Annotated in this window: 17 protein-coding genes; 15 read left to right on the top strand and 2 right to left on the bottom strand. The window is 70.3% G+C overall.

From position 1 onward, the window contains the following. Nucleotides 1-149 precede the first annotated feature (149 nt). The 9 genes from ACK5IN_RS06195 to ACK5IN_RS06235 are packed head-to-tail and all read left to right on the top strand — an operon-like array spanning nt 150 to nt 8,824. Nucleotides 150-1,352 (top strand): substrate-binding domain-containing protein, encoded by a 1,203-nt coding sequence (locus tag ACK5IN_RS06195; protein ID WP_416895328.1) that lies wholly within the window; start codon nt 150-152, stop codon nt 1,350-1,352. Between the two features lie 57 nt (nt 1,353-1,409). Then, on the top strand, nt 1,410-2,168 hold the full coding sequence (locus tag ACK5IN_RS06200) for an ABC transporter ATP-binding protein (RefSeq protein WP_416895329.1): 759 nt from the start codon (nt 1,410-1,412) through the stop codon (nt 2,166-2,168). Further along, nucleotides 2,165-2,917: an ABC transporter ATP-binding protein gene (locus ACK5IN_RS06205; RefSeq protein ID WP_416895330.1), complete on the top strand. Its 753-nt coding sequence runs from the start codon at nt 2,165-2,167 to the stop codon at nt 2,915-2,917. The genes ACK5IN_RS06200 and ACK5IN_RS06205 overlap by 4 nt, the downstream gene beginning before the upstream one ends. After that, the gene (locus tag ACK5IN_RS06210) at nt 2,914-3,789 is read left to right on the top strand and encodes a branched-chain amino acid ABC transporter permease (RefSeq protein WP_416895331.1); all 876 of its coding nucleotides are present in this window, start codon (nt 2,914-2,916) and stop codon (nt 3,787-3,789) included. Before ACK5IN_RS06205 ends, ACK5IN_RS06210 begins: the two co-directional genes overlap by 4 nt. Then, entirely contained in the window at nt 3,786-4,919 is a 1,134-nt protein-coding gene (locus ACK5IN_RS06215) for a branched-chain amino acid ABC transporter permease (RefSeq protein ID WP_416895332.1), read from the top strand. Before ACK5IN_RS06210 ends, ACK5IN_RS06215 begins: the two co-directional genes overlap by 4 nt. Further along, nucleotides 4,916-6,505, top strand: a complete 1,590-nt coding sequence (locus ACK5IN_RS06220; RefSeq protein WP_416895333.1) for a class I adenylate-forming enzyme family protein — start codon at nt 4,916-4,918, stop codon at nt 6,503-6,505. Before ACK5IN_RS06215 ends, ACK5IN_RS06220 begins: the two co-directional genes overlap by 4 nt. Beyond that, nucleotides 6,502-7,179: a TetR/AcrR family transcriptional regulator gene (locus ACK5IN_RS06225; protein WP_416895334.1), complete on the top strand. Its 678-nt coding sequence runs from the start codon at nt 6,502-6,504 to the stop codon at nt 7,177-7,179. The genes ACK5IN_RS06220 and ACK5IN_RS06225 overlap by 4 nt, the downstream gene beginning before the upstream one ends. Further along, nucleotides 7,179-7,931, top strand: a complete 753-nt coding sequence (locus tag ACK5IN_RS06230) for a 3-hydroxybutyrate dehydrogenase (RefSeq protein WP_416895335.1) — start codon at nt 7,179-7,181, stop codon at nt 7,929-7,931. Before ACK5IN_RS06225 ends, ACK5IN_RS06230 begins: the two co-directional genes overlap by 1 nt. Continuing rightward, a complete protein-coding gene (locus ACK5IN_RS06235; protein ID WP_416895336.1) occupies nt 7,928-8,824 on the top strand; it encodes an alpha/beta fold hydrolase in 897 nt (298 codons plus the stop codon). The genes ACK5IN_RS06230 and ACK5IN_RS06235 overlap by 4 nt, the downstream gene beginning before the upstream one ends. A gap of 13 nt (nt 8,825-8,837) precedes the next feature. Here the strand turns inward: ACK5IN_RS06235 and ACK5IN_RS06240 are convergent, their stop codons facing one another. After that, a complete protein-coding gene (locus tag ACK5IN_RS06240) occupies nt 8,838-9,629 on the bottom strand; it encodes an IclR family transcriptional regulator (RefSeq protein ID WP_416895337.1) in 792 nt (263 codons plus the stop codon). 108 nt (nt 9,630-9,737) lie between these two features. Between ACK5IN_RS06240 and ACK5IN_RS06245 the strand changes: the two genes are divergently transcribed. Genes ACK5IN_RS06245 through ACK5IN_RS06255 form a run of 3 tightly spaced genes read left to right on the top strand, consistent with a single transcriptional unit; the run spans nt 9,738 to nt 12,350 of the window. Beyond that, nucleotides 9,738-10,511 carry a CoA transferase subunit A gene (locus ACK5IN_RS06245; RefSeq protein WP_416895338.1) on the top strand — a complete coding sequence of 258 codons (774 nt, stop codon included), beginning with the start codon at nt 9,738-9,740 and terminating at the stop codon, nt 10,509-10,511. A 1-nt stretch (nt 10,512) separates the two neighbouring features. Beyond that, the gene (locus tag ACK5IN_RS06250) at nt 10,513-11,166 is read left to right on the top strand and encodes a CoA transferase subunit B (protein WP_416895339.1); all 654 of its coding nucleotides are present in this window, start codon (nt 10,513-10,515) and stop codon (nt 11,164-11,166) included. After that, nucleotides 11,163-12,350, top strand: coding sequence for an acetyl-CoA C-acetyltransferase (locus tag ACK5IN_RS06255; RefSeq protein ID WP_416895340.1), 1,188 nt, complete (start codon nt 11,163-11,165; stop codon nt 12,348-12,350). Before ACK5IN_RS06250 ends, ACK5IN_RS06255 begins: the two co-directional genes overlap by 4 nt. A 13-nt stretch (nt 12,351-12,363) precedes the next feature. Here ACK5IN_RS06255 and ACK5IN_RS06260 read toward each other — a convergent pair whose 3' ends face one another. Further along, nucleotides 12,364-12,618, bottom strand: a complete 255-nt coding sequence (locus ACK5IN_RS06260) for a hypothetical protein (protein WP_416895341.1) — start codon at nt 12,616-12,618, stop codon at nt 12,364-12,366. An 83-nt stretch (nt 12,619-12,701) separates the two neighbouring features. Between ACK5IN_RS06260 and ACK5IN_RS06265 the strand changes: the two genes are divergently transcribed. The 3 genes from ACK5IN_RS06265 to ACK5IN_RS06275 form a co-directional block, all read left to right on the top strand. Next, a complete protein-coding gene (locus tag ACK5IN_RS06265) occupies nt 12,702-14,114 on the top strand; it encodes an alpha,alpha-trehalose-phosphate synthase (UDP-forming) (protein WP_416895342.1) in 1,413 nt (470 codons plus the stop codon). Beyond that, the gene (gene otsB / locus ACK5IN_RS06270) at nt 14,111-14,911 is read left to right on the top strand and encodes a trehalose-phosphatase (protein ID WP_416895343.1); all 801 of its coding nucleotides are present in this window, start codon (nt 14,111-14,113) and stop codon (nt 14,909-14,911) included. The genes ACK5IN_RS06265 and otsB overlap by 4 nt, the downstream gene beginning before the upstream one ends. Before the next feature lie 9 nt (nt 14,912-14,920). Further along, nucleotides 14,921-15,919 (top strand): dihydroxy-acid dehydratase (locus tag ACK5IN_RS06275; protein WP_416895344.1); only part of this gene is annotated, 999 nt, incomplete at its 3' end.

A 15,919-nucleotide genomic window follows, 5' to 3' on the forward strand; every position in this document is an offset into this window, starting at 1 on the left:
GCACGAAACGCCCTCGACGAGGGCGTTTCGTCGTTTCCGGCGCGATTCGACTTGACGCGTCTCGGGCGACTATCTACTGTGGGCAAGACCTGAATCAGATTTCAGGTTTGCATCATTCATAGCCCCCTCCAAAGGTGAAAGGCACGCACATGCGCGTTACAAGGAAGTTGCTTCTGGGCTCCGTGGTCGCCACGGCCGCCCTCGTGCTGGCGGCATGCGCCCCAGCTGCCGACAACGGCGACAGCGGCGACGGCGGTTCCACCGGACCGAGCGAGGTCACCGTCGGCATCATCACGAGCGAGTCCGGTGCCCTGGCCAGCTACGGCCAGCAGTACCTCGACGGCTTCAAGGACGGCCTCGACTACGCGACCGACGGCACCAACGAGGTCGACGGCATCGCGATCAACGTCGAGTACAAGGACGACGCAGGCGACCCCGACAAGGCCGTCACCGCCGCCAAGGAGCTCATCGGCGAGGGCGTGAACATCCTCGCGGGCACCGCCTCGTCGGGTGTCGCGATGGCCGTGGCCGAGCAGGCCGCGCAGAACAAGGTGCTCTACATCTCGGGTCCCGCCGCCGCCGACACGCTCACGGGGCTGAACGAGTACACGTTCCGCTCGGGCCGCCAGACCTCGCAGGACGTCGCCACCGCCGGGACCTTCCTCGACGACATCGATGGCAAGAAGGTCACCGTGTTCGCGCAGAACACCGCGTTCGGCCAGGGGAACGAGGCCGGCGTGAAGGCGATCCTCGGAGCCAAGGGCGCCGAGGTCGACTCGGTCCTCGTCGCCGAGGACGTCACCGAGTTCACCCCGTTCGCACAGCAGCTGCTCGCGGGCGAGCCCGATCTCGTGTTCGTCGCGTGGGCCGGTGCCACCTCGGGTGCGATGTGGCAGGCGCTCGTCCAGCAGGGCGTGTTCGACGCGGTACCGGTCGTCACCGGTCTCGGCGACGCCGCCACGTTCGGTGCGTTCGGCGAGGCGACCGACAAGATCCAGTTCCTGAACTACTACTTCCCGGGAGCGAACGACTACGAGATCAACAGCACGATGATCGACCTCGTGACCGACGCGGGCGGCAACCCCGACCTGTTCACGCCGGACGGCTTCAACGCTGCGCTCATGATCGTGCACGCGATCAAGGAGGGCAAGGGCGACGTCGACGCGATGATCTCGGCGCTCGAGGGCTACACGTTCGACGGTCCCAAGGGCAAGCTGACCATCCGCGCGAGCGACCACGCCCTGCTGCAGGAGATGTACCAGGTCAAGCTCATCAAGGACGGCGAGAACTTCGTGCCCGAGCTGATCACCGCGGTCCCGGCCGACAAGGTCGACCCCGCCGAGGTCAAGTAGCAGGAAGCGGCTCCTGAGAAGATGAACGCCCCAGTCCCGTCCGCAGGCCGGACGGTCATGACTCCGTCGCCCGCACTGGCCGTACGCGATCTCGGCCTGCAGATCGGCGGCGCCACCATCCTGAAAGACGTGAGCCTCGCCGTCGAGCGCGGCTCCATGGTCGGAGTGATCGGGCCCAACGGCGCCGGCAAGACCACGTTGTTCAACGTGATCTCCGGTGTCATGAAGCCCACCGCCGGCCGCGTCGAACTGGATGGCGCCGACATCACCGGGCTCTCCGTACCGCGTCGCACGCGGGCGGGACTGGGGCGCACCTTCCAGACATCCAGCCTGTTCCCCAAGCTCACGGTCCTCGAGAACGTGCGCTTGGCGGCCCAGGCCCAGCGCGGGGGCAGCTACTCGCTGGTGCGCTTCCCCCGCCGCAGCGACCCCGCCACTGAGCTTGCCGCCGAGAAGCTCACCGAGGTCGGGCTCGGGCACCGCCTCGACGCGCTCGCCGGCGACATCTCACACGGCGACAAGCGCAAGCTCGAGATCGCGGTGCTGCTGGCCAGCGACGCCGACGTCGTGCTCCTCGACGAGCCGATGGCCGGCGTCGCATCCGGCGACGTACCCGGCCTCGTCGAGATCATCCGCGGACTGCACAAAGAGCAGGGCCGCACCGTGCTGATGGTGGAACACCATATGGAAGTGCTGCTCGGCCTCGTCGAGAAGGTCGCCGTCATGCACTTCGGCACGATCATCGCGTTCGACACCCCGGCCGTCGTCATGGCTGACCCGGTGGTGCAGAGCGCCTACCTGGGGACCGCCGCATGACCGACAGCCCGATCCTCACCGTGGAGGGCCTGCGCTGCACCATCGCGGGCCAGCAGGTCGTCGAAGAGGTCACCTTCCAGGTGCCCGCGACCGGTATCACCGCCGTCCTCGGCCGCAACGGCGTCGGCAAGACGTCGACCCTGCGCGGCATCCTCGGTCTGATCGGCCGCAAGGGTGTCGTGACCCTGGCCGGGGAGCGCATCGACGGACTGCCCACCCACAAGGTCGTGCAGCGCGGCGTCGGCTACGTGCCCGAAGACCGCGAGGTCTTCGCCAAGCTGACCGTCGCCGAGAACCTCGCCCTCGCCGAGCGGCAGCGCAACCCGCGCCGCGACCTGGTCGCCGAGCTGTTCCCCGACCTCGTCGCCCGCCGCGACCAGATGGCCGGCACCCTCTCGGGCGGCCAGCAGCAGATGGTGTCGGTGGCGCGTGCCCTGCTCAACGACAACAAGGTGCTGCTCGTGGACGAGCCCACCAAGGGCCTCGCGCCCAAGATCGTCGGCGAAGTCGCCGAGGCACTGGCCGAGGCCGCCAAGACCGTGCCGATCCTGCTGGTCGAGCAGAACCTCGACGTCGTGCGGCAGCTGGCCGGCGACGCCGTGGTCATCGCCGGCGGCCGGGTCGTGCACACCGGCGGCGCCCTCGAGATCCTGAACGACGAAGAGCTCACCCAGCGATTGCTCGGCGTGCACGTCGACGACGACCGCACCGCCGACACGGCGGCCGACACCGAAGGGACCCGCGCATGAGCGGCATCGTCCTGGTCCTCGTGACCGGCGTGGGCCTCGGCGCCCTGTACTTCCTCGTGGCATCCGGCCTCAGCCTCATCTACGGGCTCATGCACGTGCTCAACTTCGCGCACGGCGCCTTTCTCACCCTCTCGGCCTTCATCGGGTGGGAGGTCGCGCAGCGCATGGGCGCGGGCAGTTGGGGCGGCTTCGCCGTCTCGGTGATCGTCGGCGGCATCGTCGGCGCGCTGTTCGCCACCGTCACCGAGCTCGTGCTCATCCGGCCGCTGTACGAGCGGCACATCGAGCAGGTGCTGGTCACGGTGGGCCTGTCGTTGGCTGCCGTCGCCCTGTTCGAGGGCATCTGGGGCCCCGACGTCGCGCACGTGGCCGGGCCCGCCTGGCTCAAGTCGACGACCGAGGTGCTCGGGGCGCACATCCCGAACATCTACTGGCTGCTCATCCTGTGCGCGGCCCTCGTGCTCGCCGCCATCGTGCTGTTCCTGCGCAAGACCCGCTACGGGATGATCATCCGTGCCGGTGTCGAGAACCGGTCGATGGTGACCGCCCTCGGCATCGACGTGCGCCGTTCGTTCACCGTCGTGTTCGCCATCGGCGGCGCCGCGGCGGGCATCGGCGGAGTGCTCGCGATGCACTGGTACACCTTCGTGTCGCCGCACATGGGTGCGACCCTGCTGATCTTCGCGTTCATCGTCACCATCATCGGCGGGCTGGGATCGCTCACCGGGGCGGCCATCGCCTCCGTGCTGGTGGCGGTGCTGCAGCAGTTCGCCAACACCTACCTGGGCGGCACCGGCGATCTCATCGTCGTCGTGCTGCTGGCGGTCGTGCTGCTGGTGCGCCCGCGTGGACTCATGGGGAGGACGGCATGACCCGCACCACCACCGCACGCCCCGCCTGGCGCGCCTACGTCCCCTTCGCCGTCGGCGCGGTGCTGGTCGTCGTCATGGCGATCCTGCCGCTGCTGAACCTGTCGCTGCCGGGAATCCTTCCCGGCCCGACGTACAGCCCCGGCAGCCTCGCGCTGCTGAGCCTGTGCATGGTGTTCGCGGCACTCGCCCTGTCGTACAACCTGCTGCTCGGCTCGGGCGGGATGCTCTCGTTCGGCCACGCGCTGTACTTCGGCGCGGGGGCGTACGGTCTGGGCATCATCCTCGAGAACACGGGGGTGCCCCTGTGGCCGGGCATCTTCCTGGCGCTCGTCGGCGGGCTGCTCATCGCCCTGGTGACCGGAGCGGTGTCGCAGCGGGTCTCCGGCATTCCGTTCGCCATGGTCACGCTCGCCTTCGCGCAGGCGGGCTCGTTGCTGGTGCGCCGCAACGCGCAGATCACCGGCGGCGAAGAGGGCCTGAGCATCAACACGACGAACGTGCCCGACTTCCTCGTCGGCGTGGTCAACACCCGCAACCTGTACTGGGTGTGCCTCGCGGTGCTCGTGATCGTGTACCTGGCGGCACTGTGGGTCGACCGTTCGGCCATCGGGCACGTCGCCCGGGCGGCCTCCGAGAACGACCTGCGCGTGCAGGTGCTCGGCCTGCGCCCCTACGTGGCCAAGCTCGTACTGTTCGTCGTCGCCGGCGGGATGGCCTCGCTCGCCGGTGTCGCCTACTTCCTGCTGCAGTCGGGCACCGTGCCGCGGGCGGTGTCGGCAGATCTGACCATCACCGTCCTTGTCATGGTCGTGCTCGGTGGCGTCGGATTCCGCTGGGGTGCCATCGTAGGGGGCGTGCTGTACACACTGCTCGATCAGCGTCTGACGGTGCTGGCGGGATCCGAGGCGATCGCGTCGCTGCCCGACATCCTGCGCATCCCGCTGTCAGAGCCGCTGTTCCTGCTCGGCACCATCTTCGTCCTCGTGGTCATGTTCCTGCCCGGAGGGATCGCCGGCACAATCGACTCGTGGCAGCGCCGCCGCCGCGGACGAAGCACCCTGCCGGTGCTCGAGCAGGTCGGCCGTGCCGACGACGCCGGCGAGGACGCCAAGGAGGAGGCGCGGATATGACGACGGATGCCTCGGGCGAGCCGCAGTGGGAGCTGCCCGGCGAACCCGTGGCCGACGGTCCGCACACGGTGGGCCGCTGGCTCACCGACCGTGCGGCCGTGTCGCCGACCCGCATCGCCATCGACGACCGCGGGGTCGTCATCACCTACCGCGACCTCGAAGAGCGTGCCCGTGAGCTCGCGACCGCGCTGCGACGTGCCGGGTACGGCCCGGGCGATCGCATCGCGACGGTGTCGGGCAACTCGATCGACCACGTGGTGGCGTTCTTCGCCTGTGCGAAGTCGGGCATTGCGTTCGCACCCCTGTCGTGGCGGCTGACCGCGCGCGAGCTCGCCGGTGTGCTCGAGCGCACCGGTGCTGCGCTGCTGCTCGTCGACGACGAGTACGCGGCGCTCGCCCTCGATGCGCGCGCACGGGTCGGGCAGGGCCCCGCCGTCGTCGAGCTCGGCACGATCGGGGTCGAGGCCACCGTGCCCGCCCGACGCGGCGACCCCGCCCCGCAGCGCGGCGTGCGCGACGACGATCCGCTGCTGATCATCTTCACCTCCGGCAGCGAGGCCGCGCCCAAGGGCGTCGTGCTCACGCACGCCAACTGCTTCTGGAACAACTTGGCCCTGGCCGGGGCGATGCAGCTGCACGCCGAGGACGTCGTGCTGTCGATGCTGCCGCAGTTCCACGTCGCCGCCTGGAACGTGCAGCCGTTGCTGGCGCTGTGGGTGGGGGCGACGGTCATGCTCGAGCGCTCGTTCCAGCCGACGCGCGTGCTGCAGCTGCTGCAGGACCGCGGTGTGACCGCGATGATGGGGGTGCCGACGCAGTACCGGCTGCTCGCCGACGACCCGCGGTTCGCGGTCGCCGACCTGACGCGCCTGCGGATCGCCCTGGTCGGCGGTGCGACGATGCCGACCGCGCTGTTCGCGGAATGGGCGGCGCGCGGCGTGCCGCTGACGCAGGGCTACGGCCTGACCGAGGCGGCGCCCAACGTGCTTGTGCTCTCGCCCGACGAGGCCGTGACGCACCCGGGTGCCGTCGGGCGTCCCTACCCGCACGTGGACGTGTGCCTGGCCGACCCTGGGACCGGCCTCGTCCTCGAGGGACCCGCCACCGGCGAGCTGTGGGTGCGCGGGCCGAGCGTGTTCGCCGGCTACCTCGACGACCCCGACGCCACCGCCCGTGCCATGGCGGGGGAGTGGCTGCGCTCGGGAGACCTCGCCGTGCGCGACGGCGACGGCGTGTATCGCATCATCGACCGACTCAAGGACATCTTCGTCTCGGGCGGCGAGAACGTCGCCCCGGCCGAGGTCGAGGCGGCACTGTGCCTGCACCCGCTCGTGCGCGAGGCAGCGGTCGTCGCTGTGCCCGACCGGGTGTGGGGAGAACGCGGTATCGCGTTCGTGACGCCCGTGGCCGACACCCTGCTCTCGCCCGACGAGGTGATCGCGCACGCACGTACCGTGCTGGCCGTGTTCAAGGTTCCGGTGCGGGTCGAGGTCGTCGACGAGTTGCCGCGCTCGAGTATCGAGAAGCTCGCGCGCTCCCGCCTGCAGGAGCGTGCCCTGGCCCTGATCGAAGGGGGACCCGCATGACCAGGCCCGAGTCCACTGCGCTCGCCGATGAGCCGTCGATCTCGCCGCAGACCGGTCGCCCGCTCACCAAACGGGGCGAGGCGACGCGCCGCAAGCTGCTCGAGGCCGCCGAGGTGGTCTTCGCCGAGGCCGGGTACCACGAGGCATCCATCGTCAAGATCACCGAGCGTGCCGGCATCGGCCTCGGCACCTTCTATCTGTATTTCGACAGCAAGCAGGCGATCTTCGAGGATCTGGTCACCGACCTCAACCGGCGGGTGCGTCACGCGATGGCCGAGGAGATGGCCGGCGCGACCAACCGGCTCGCGGCCGAGCGCGCTGGGTTCGCGGGGTTCTTCCGGTTCACGGCCGAGCACCCGGCGCTGTACCGCGTCGTGCGCGAGGCCGAGTTCGTCTCGCCAGAGACCCTGCGCCTGCACTACACGCGCATCGTCGAGGGCTATGAGTCGGGCCTGCGCGCCGCACAGGCCGCCGGCGAGGTCGACGACGCCCTCGACCCGGCGGTGAGTGCGTGGGCGCTGATGGGCATGGGCGAGCTCATCGGCATGCGCTTCCTGCTGTGGGAGCGGGATGCCACGGGCGAGCCGCCCGCGCAGATGCCGACCGAGATCTTCGACGCGATGATGCAGTTCATCGACAACGCACTGGCCGCACGGCCGGAGAGGAACGGATGATGGTCGATCAGGATCTCGTCGGCAAACGGGCGCTCGTCACGGGCGCCGGCAGCGGCATCGGGCTCGCTTGTGCGCGGGAGTTCGCGGCGCGGGGCGCGCAGGTGACGATCGCGGACGTGTCACGTGAGGCGGCAGAGACCGCCGCCGCCGAGCTCACCGGCGAGGCCTGGGTCGTCGACCTGTCTGACACCGCTGCCCAGGAGGACCTGGAGCTGGACGTCGACATCCTCGTGAACAACGCCGGCATCCAGCGCGTGACGCCGATTCACGAGTTCGACCCCGAAGTGTTCCGCTTCATGCAGCGGCTCATGGTCGAGTCGCCCTTCCTGCTCATCCGCGCGGCGCTGCCCGGCATGTACGCGAAGGGGTGGGGACGGGTAATCAACATCTCCAGCGCCCACGGCCTGCGCGCCAGCGCCTTCAAGGTCGCCTACGTCACCGCCAAGCACGCGATGGAGGGCCTGTCGAAGGTCACCGCGCTCGAGGGCGGTCCGCACGGGGTGACCAGCAACTGCATCAACCCGGGTTATGTGCGCACGCCGCTGGTCGAGAAGCAGATCGCCGACCAGGCGCGCATCCACGGCATTCCCGAGGACGAGGTCGTCGAGAAGGTCATGCTCACCGAGTCGGCGATCCCGCGCCTGACCGAGCCCGGCGAGGTCGCCTCGCTGGCCGGCTGGCTCGCGTCTGACAAGGCCGGCATGGTCACCGGTGCGTCGTACACCATGGACGGCGGATGGACGGCTCGATGACTGCTGTATTCGTGCCGCACGACGTCGCCGTCGTCGGCGGCGACCTTCGTGTCGGCGTGCGCGAGACGGATGCCGCAGATGCGCCGACGGTGCTGCTCGTGCACGGGGTGACCTCGTCGCACCTGGCATGGGCGCACCTGGCCGCGCTGCTCCCCGGAGTTCGCCTGATCGCACCCGACCTGCGCGGTCGCGGTCGCAGTCGCGACCTGGTGGGCCCGGCGGGCATGACTGCCCACGCGGCAGACATGGTCGCCGTGCTCGACCACTTCGGTGTCGACCGCGCGCTCGTCGTCGGGCACTCGATGGGTGCGTTCGTGTCGGTGGTGCTCGCGCACCGCCACCCCGAGCGGGTCGCCCGGCTGCTGCTGGTCGACGGCGGCCTCCCGCTCGACGTACCGGTGGGACTCGAACCCGGCGAGCTGGTGTCGATGATCCTCGGTCCGACGGCGGAACGTCTGTCGATGCGCTTCCCCGACCTCGAGCACTATCTCGACTTCTGGCGGCAGCACCCCGGTTTCGCCGACGATTGGTCGCCCGTGCTCGAGGAGTACTTCGCGTACGATCTTGTGCCGGACGACGCCGGGGCCCTGCACCCTGCCACGGCGTATCAGACCGTCGTGGACGACACGGTCGATCTGAACGCTGCGACGATCACCGACGCACTGGCGGCCCGGCAGCATCCGATCCGCCTGATCACGGTGCCCCGCGGCCTGCAGAACGAGACGCCCGGGCTGTTCGCGGCAGAGCGCATTCTCGAGCTGCTCGAGCGCTACCCCGGCGTCGTGCACGAACGGCACGACGGATTCAACCACTACACGATCGTGATGTCGGGTGCCGGTGCTCGGCTCGTCGGTGCGGCGATCGAGGAGGAGCTCGCCCTCGTCGCGTCGTAGCCGGGGCGCCGGCTCAGCGGTGGGCCGCGGCGACGCGCGTGGTGAGCTGGTGGGCGTGCGCGAGCAGGATGCGACCGAGCTCTGCCTGACGCTCGGGGCCGAAGCGGAACTCGACGCCGGTCAGGCTCAGCGCCCACTGCGGCTGCCCCTGGGCGTCGAAGACGGCGGCGCCCATGCCGAAGCTGCCGGCCACGATGAGGCCAGGGTTCACCGCGTAGCCGCGCGATGTCGTCTCGGCCAAGCGCTGACGCAGCCGGCGCTCGCCGTGGGCGAGGCCCCACCGTTCGGGCAGCTCGGGATGACGTTCCAGGTAGGCATCCACATCGTGGGGTGATTGGAAGGCGAGGATCGCCAGCCCCGCGGATGCCACCCCGAGCGGGAAGCGCACGCCCTCGGCGAGCACGAACGAGCGGATGGGGAACGAGCCCTCCTCGCGCAGCAGGCACACCGTCTCGTCGCCGCGGCGCACCGAGAAGAACGCGCTCTCCTCGGTGCGCACCGCCAGCGATCGCACGATGTCGCGGGCGATCGTCGTGATGTCGTAGCGGACCGCGGCGACACTGCCCATGAGGAACAGCTCGGGCCCCGGCATCCATCGTCCGCTGGCCTCGTCGTGATCGACCAGGCCCTCGTGGCGCAGCGCGCTCAGCAGTCTGTGCGTGGTCGGGCGGGTCAGCTCGGCGCGGCGCGACAACTCGGCCACCGAGGCCCCGTGCTCGCCGGCCGCCGTGATCAGGCGCAGCAGCCGTGCCGCGCGTGCGACCGCCTGCGTGCCGGGGACCATCTGGCTCGCGCGTTTGTCCATATTGTGGACACTACGGCGTCCGTGTTCCACATCGCAAGCGCGCGCGTGCGCGCCGCGGCTGCGAGGCGCATGATGGGCGGAGGACACCGAAGACACGAAGGAGTGGACGTGATCGACAAGACCTACGGCTCAGCCGCCGAGGCCGTCGCCGACATCCCCGACGGCGCGACGCTGGCCGTCGGCGGGTTCGGGTTGTCGGGCAATCCGATGTCGCTGATCGAGGCACTGCACGCGCAGGGGACGAGCGATCTGTCGATCGTGTCGAACAACTGCGGCGTGGACGACTGGGGCCTGGGGATTCTCCTCGGCGACAGGCGCATCCGCAAGATGACCTCGTCGTACGTGGGCGAGAACAAGGAGTTCGAGCGTCAGTTCCTCTCCGGTGAGCTCGAGCTCGAGCTGACGCCGCAGGGCACGCTCGCCGAGAAGCTGCGCGCCGGCGGGTCGGGCATCGCCGCGTTCTTCACGCAGACCGGCGTCGGCACCCAGGTCGCCGAGGGTGGCCTCCCCCGCACGTACGACGGCAGCGGCGGCGTCGCGGTCGCCTCGCCCGCCAAGGACGTGCGCACCTTCGCACCCGGCGGTGTCGCCGGCGACTACGTGCTCGAGGAGTCGATCGTCGCCGATTTCGCCCTGGTGCACGCCAAGAAGGCCGACAGGCACGGCAACCTCGTGTTCAACAAGGCCGCCCGCAACTTCAACCCGCTGGCCGCGATGGCCGGCCGCACCTGTATCGTGCAGGTCGAAGAGCTCGTCGACGCCGGCGAGATCGACCCCGACGACGTGCACCTGCCCGGCGTGTACGTGCACCGCATCGTGCTGGTCGGGCCCGACGTCGAGAAGCGCATCGAGCGCCGCACGGTCTCTGAGGGGAGCAACTGACATGGCACTTTCACGCAGTGAGATGGCCGCCCGCGCGGCGCAGGAGCTCGCCGACGGGTCCTACGTGAACCTCGGCATCGGGCTTCCCACGCTCGTGCCCAACTATGTGCCCGACGGCGTGACCGTCGTGCTGCAGTCGGAGAACGGCATCCTCGGCGTCGGGCCCTACCCGACCGAGGAGAACGTCGATCCCGATCTCATCAACGCCGGCAAGGAGACGGTGACGACGCTCCCCGGCACCGCGTTCTTCGACTCGGCGACGAGCTTCGGCATGATCCGCGGCGGCAAGATCGACGCGGCGATCCTCGGTGCCATGCAGGTGTCGAAGGACGGCGATCTGGCGAACTGGATGATCCCCGGCAAGATGGTCAAGGGTCCGGGCGGTGCGATGGACCTCGTGCACGGCGCCGGCCGGCTGATCGTGCTGATGGAGCACGTCGCCAAGGACGGCTCGGCGAAGATCGTGGACGAGTGCTCGCTGCCGCTGACCGGCCGCGGTGTCGTCGACCGCATCATCACCGACCTCGCGGTCATCGACGTGACCGATGATGGACTCGTGCTCACCGAGCTCGCACCCGGCGTCACGATCGACGAGGTCGTGGCGGCCACCGAGCCGGAACTGATCATCTCAGACGCGCTGAAGGAGCTCGCATGAACACCGACGACATCGTCATCGTCGCCGCAGCCCGCACCCCGCAGGGGCGGCTGAAGGGCCAGCTGGCGCCGCTGACCGCCGTGCAGCTCGGCAGCGCCGCGATCCGCGGCGCCCTCGCGCAGGGCGGCATCCCCGCCGATGCGGTCGACGCCGTGCTCGTCGGCCAGGTGCTCCAGGCCGGGGTGGGCCAGAACCCGGCCCGCCAGGCGGCGGTCGGCGCCGGCATCCCGTGGGGCACGCACTCCGCGTCGGTCAACAAGGTGTGCCTGTCGGGCCTCACCGCGATCATCGACGGGGCCCGGATGCTGCGGGTCGGCGACGCGACGGTGGTCGTCGCCGCAGGCATGGAGTCGATGACCCGCGCACCGCACCTGCTCATGGGCTCCCGCGAGGGCTGGACGTACGGCTCGGTCGAGGTGCTCGACCACATGGCGTACGACGGGCTCACCGACGCCTACGACCAGGAGAGCATGGGCGCCTCTACAGAGCGCCACAACGCGCGCTTCGAGCTGACCCGCGAGGACCAGGACGTCGTCGCCGCCCGATCGCACCAGCGCGCCGCCGCGGCGTGGGACGCGGGCGTCTTCGACGCCGAGATCGTGCCCGTCGAGATTCCACAGCGCCGCGGCGCGGAACCGCTGCTGGTCACGCGCGACGAGGGCATCCGCCCCGAGACCACGGTCGACACGCTGGCGACGCTGCGTCCGGCGTTCGCCGACGGCGGCTCGATCACCGCCGGCAACTCGTCGCAGATCTCCGACGGCGCCTCGGCCGTGGTGCTCACCACGCGCGCGCACGCCGATGCCCAGGGCTGGCGCGTGCTGGCCGTCGTCGGCGCATCCGGGCAGACCGCAGGTCCCGACAACTCGCTGCAGGCGCAGCCCGCCCAGGCGATCGCCAAGGCGCTCGAGAAGCAGGGACTGCAGACGTCCGACCTCGACGTCGTCGAGATCAACGAGGCCTTCGGCGCGGTCGTCGCCCGCTCGCAGCGCGAGCTCGGCCTGCGCGATGAGGTCGTCAACCCGCACGGCGGCGGCATCGCCATCGGCCACCCGATCGGCGCATCCGGCAACCGGCTCGTGGTGCACGTCGTGCACGAGCTCGTGCGGCGCGGCGGCGGCACGGCCGCGGTGGCGCTGTGCGGCGGCGGTGGTCAGGGCGACGCGCTGATCGTCACTCGCTGAGGGATGCCGCGGCTCACCGCGAGACGCGCTGCTTGAGCAGCTGCTGCTCCTTGCCGGAGACGGGGGAGTCCGTGGGCACGAGGTAGCCCTTCGAGGCACGCCGCGTGTCGACGATGGCGCCGATGGCGAGCACGAGTGTGATCGCCCAGCTCAGCCACGCCAGCGCGGTGCGCCACGTGAACTGCTCACCGTCCTTGAGGCTGCGCAGCAGGGTCAGCCCGCCGGTCAGTGCGCCGATGATGCCGGTGCCGAAGATGTACTTGCGCATCCCCTCACGCTACCGGCTCCGTCGGCCGCAGGGGACCCGCCCGGGGTAGCCTGAGGATTGTCGTCCGTCGTGAGGAGCCCTGCGTGTCTGACGCCGATCTGGTCATCGTCGCCAACCGGCTGCCCGTGGACCGCGACGCCGACGGCTGGCGCACCTCGCCCGGCGGTCTGGTGGCCGCGCTCGAGCCGGTGGTGCGTCAGACGAAAGGCGCGTGGGTGGGGTGGCCGGGCCAGCCCGACCTCGAACTGCAGCCGTTCGAGGTGGACGGCATGCGCCTGGTGCCCGTCGCCCTGTCGGAACAAGAGGTCGAGCTCCATTACGAGGGGTTCGCGAACGCGACCATCTGGCCGCTTTACCACGATGTGATCGCGGTGCCCCGCTACCGCCGCGTCTGGTGGGATGCATACGTGCGGGTGAACGAGCGGTTCGCGCAGGCGGCGGCCGCGGCGGCGGCGCCGAACGCCACCGTATGGGTGCACGACTACCAGCTGCAGCTGGTGCCGGCGATGCTGCGGGAGGCGCGGCCAGACCTCACGATCGGCTACTTCCACCACATTCCGTTCCCGGCATACGGTCTGTACTCGCAGCTGCCCTGGCGCCGGCTGGTGCTGGAGGGGCTGCTCGGGGCCGATGTCATCGGCTTCCAGCGGGTGGCGGACGCCTCGAACTTCACCGCGTGCGTGCGCCGCCTGCTGCATTTCGAGACGCGGGCCTCCGGCATCCGCGTGCCCACGGCCGACGGAGGCACGCGCGTCGCGCTGGCGAAGGCGTTCCCCATCTCGATCGACGCGGCCGCGTACGTCGAACTGGCAGGGCGCGCCGAGGTGCAGGAGCGGGCACGGGAGATCCGCGAGAGCCTGGGCGGGCGCACGGTGCTGCTCGGTGTCGATCGGCTCGACTACACCAAGGGCATCCGGCACCGGCTCAAGGCCTACGGCGAGCTGCTGGACGAGGGCAGGCTCGATGTCGAGGACGTGGTGCTCGTGCAGGTGGCCAGCCCCAGCCGGGAGCGCGTGGCCGCCTACGTCGAGCTGCGCGACGAGATCGAGCGCACCGTCGCGCGCGTCAACGGCAACAGCGACACGGTCGGCAGCAGCGCCGTGCGCTACCTGCACCAGAGCTACCCGCGCGAGGAGATGGTCGCCCTGTTCCTTGCCGCCGACGTGATGCTCGTGACCGCGCTGCGCGACGGGATGAACCTCGTCGCGAAGGAGTACGCGGCCTCGCGCGTCGACAACCGCGGGGTGCTGATCCTCAGCGAGTTCGCCGGTGCCGCCGACGAGCTGCGCACGGCGCTGCGGGTGAATCCGCACGACATCGACACGCTCAAGAACGCGATCCTCGAGGCGATCGAGATGCCCGCCGCCGAGCAGTCCCGCCGTATGCGCACGCTGCGCCGGCGCGTGCTCGACAACGACATCGAGGCGTGGTCGCGGGCGTGCCTGTCGGCGCTGGCCGAGGCGCGGGACCAGCGCATGAAGCGGAGCGGGTCGTGAGCCTCGCCGACCGGGCGAGTGCGCTGCGTCGCGTGGCCGGCGCCGAGCGGCTGCTGGTCGCATGCGATTTCGACGGGACGCTCGCGCCGCTGGGAGACGAGCCCATGGCGGTGCGGATGCTGCCGGCCGCGCGCGCCGCCGTCGACGAGCTGACCCGGCTCCCGGGCGTGTGGGTGGCACTCGTGTCGGGACGCAGCCTGGTCGACCTCGAGGTCATCGCCGAGCACGATCCGCTGTCGCCGCTGCTGCTGGCAGGGTCGCACGGCGCCGAGTACTGGTTCCCCGGGGCGGGGGCGATCGAGTCGATCGGCGCCGACGACGACACGGCCCTGCGCGACCGCCTGCGTGCGCATGCGCGCGCCGCGACGGGCGACCTGGAGGGCATCTGGATCGAGCCGAAGACGTTCGGGTTCGGCGTGCACACGCGGCGCGCGACGCCGGCGGCGGCCGAAGAGGCGAACGCGCGCGTCGACGCCCTGGTGCGTGCCGAGGCGCCGCACTGGCGTCGCCGCACGGGGCATAGCATTGTGGAGTACGCCTTCCGTCACGAGGGGAAGGACACCGCCGTCGCACATCTGCGCGAACGCCTGGACGCCACCTGCGTCCTCTTCGCCGGCGACGACGTCACCGATGAGGACGCACTACAGAGCCTCGGCCCCGACGACCTCGGCGTGCACATCGGTGCCGGGCCGACGGCTGCGACCCTGTGTCTTCCCGAGATCCCGGCCTTCGCCGCCTTCCTGCACGACCTCGCCCGCACGCGCGCGGCCGCATCCCACCCCGACACCGAGGAATAGACTTCGAGAATGCCTGAGACGCACGAGAACATCGACATCAAGCCCCGCAGCCGGGTGGTCACCGACGGCATCGAGGCGACGACCTCGCGAGGCATGCTGCGCGGCGTCGGCATGGGCGATGCCGATTGGGACAAGCCGCAGATCGGCATCGCGTCGAGCTGGAACGAGATCACGCCCTGCAACCTCAGCCTCGACCGGCTCGCCCAGGGCGCGAAGGAGGGCGTGCACAGCGGGGGAGGCTACCCGCTGCAGTTCGGCACGATCTCCGTCTCGGACGGCATCTCGATGGGTCACGAGGGCATGCACTTCTCGCTGGTCTCGCGCGAGGTCATCGCCGACTCGGTCGAGACCGTCGTCATGGCCGAACGGCTCGACGGCACGGTGCTTCTCGCCGGCTGCGACAAGTCGATCCCGGGCATGCTGATGGCCTCCGCGCGGCTCGACCTGTCGAGCGTCTTCCTCTACGCCGGCTCGATCGCCCCCGGGTGGGTCAAGCTCAGCGACGGAACGGAGAAAGAGATCACGATCATCGACTCCTTCGAGGGCGTCGGCGCGTGTCTGTCGGGGCGGATGAGCGAGGCCGACCTCAAGCGCATCGAGTGCGCGTTCGCCCCCGGGGAGGGCGCCTGCGGCGGCATGTACACGGCCAACACGATGGCCTCGGTCGCCGAGGCGCTGGGACTCAGCCTGCCGGGCTCGGCCGCGCCGCCGTCGGCCGACCGGCGCCGCGACTTCTTCGCCCACCGCTCCGGCGAGGCCGTGGTGAACCTGCTGCGGCAGGGCATCACGACCCGTGACATCCTCACCCCGAAGGCGTTCGAGAACGCGATCGCACTCGCGATGGCCCTCGGCGGCTCGACCAACGTCGTGCTGCACCTGCTGGCGATCGCGCGCGAGGCCGAGATCGAGCTGACCCTGCACGACTTCAACCGCATCGGCGACAGGGTGCCGCATGTGGCCGACATGAAGCCCTTCGGCAAGTACGTCATGAACGACGTCGACCGCCAC

This window comes from Microbacterium sp., from assembly GCF_047971895.1.
Lineage (GTDB): Bacteria > Actinomycetota > Actinomycetes > Actinomycetales > Microbacteriaceae > Microbacterium.

What these genes read in the sequence shown, in the direction of transcription:
- ACK5IN_RS06195 (WP_416895328.1), top strand. Translation starts at nt 150, where the DNA reads ATGCGCGTTACAAGGAAGTTGCTTCTGGGCTCCGTGGTCGCCACGGCC.
- ACK5IN_RS06200 (WP_416895329.1), top strand. Translation starts at nt 1,410, where the DNA reads ATGACTCCGTCGCCCGCACTGGCCGTACGCGATCTCGGCCTGCAGATC.
- ACK5IN_RS06205 (WP_416895330.1), top strand. Translation starts at nt 2,165, where the DNA reads ATGACCGACAGCCCGATCCTCACCGTGGAGGGCCTGCGCTGCACCATC.
- ACK5IN_RS06210 (WP_416895331.1), top strand. Translation starts at nt 2,914, where the DNA reads ATGAGCGGCATCGTCCTGGTCCTCGTGACCGGCGTGGGCCTCGGCGCC.
- ACK5IN_RS06215 (WP_416895332.1), top strand. Translation starts at nt 3,786, where the DNA reads ATGACCCGCACCACCACCGCACGCCCCGCCTGGCGCGCCTACGTCCCC.
- ACK5IN_RS06220 (WP_416895333.1), top strand. Translation starts at nt 4,916, where the DNA reads ATGACGACGGATGCCTCGGGCGAGCCGCAGTGGGAGCTGCCCGGCGAA.
- ACK5IN_RS06225 (WP_416895334.1), top strand. Translation starts at nt 6,502, where the DNA reads ATGACCAGGCCCGAGTCCACTGCGCTCGCCGATGAGCCGTCGATCTCG.
- ACK5IN_RS06230 (WP_416895335.1), top strand. Translation starts at nt 7,179, where the DNA reads ATGGTCGATCAGGATCTCGTCGGCAAACGGGCGCTCGTCACGGGCGCC.
- ACK5IN_RS06235 (WP_416895336.1), top strand. Translation starts at nt 7,928, where the DNA reads ATGACTGCTGTATTCGTGCCGCACGACGTCGCCGTCGTCGGCGGCGAC.
- ACK5IN_RS06240 (WP_416895337.1), bottom strand. Translation starts at nt 9,629, where the DNA reads ATGGACAAACGCGCGAGCCAGATGGTCCCCGGCACGCAGGCGGTCGCA.
- ACK5IN_RS06250 (WP_416895339.1), top strand. Translation starts at nt 10,513, where the DNA reads ATGGCACTTTCACGCAGTGAGATGGCCGCCCGCGCGGCGCAGGAGCTC.
- ACK5IN_RS06255 (WP_416895340.1), top strand. Translation starts at nt 11,163, where the DNA reads ATGAACACCGACGACATCGTCATCGTCGCCGCAGCCCGCACCCCGCAG.
- ACK5IN_RS06260 (WP_416895341.1), bottom strand. Translation starts at nt 12,618, where the DNA reads ATGCGCAAGTACATCTTCGGCACCGGCATCATCGGCGCACTGACCGGC.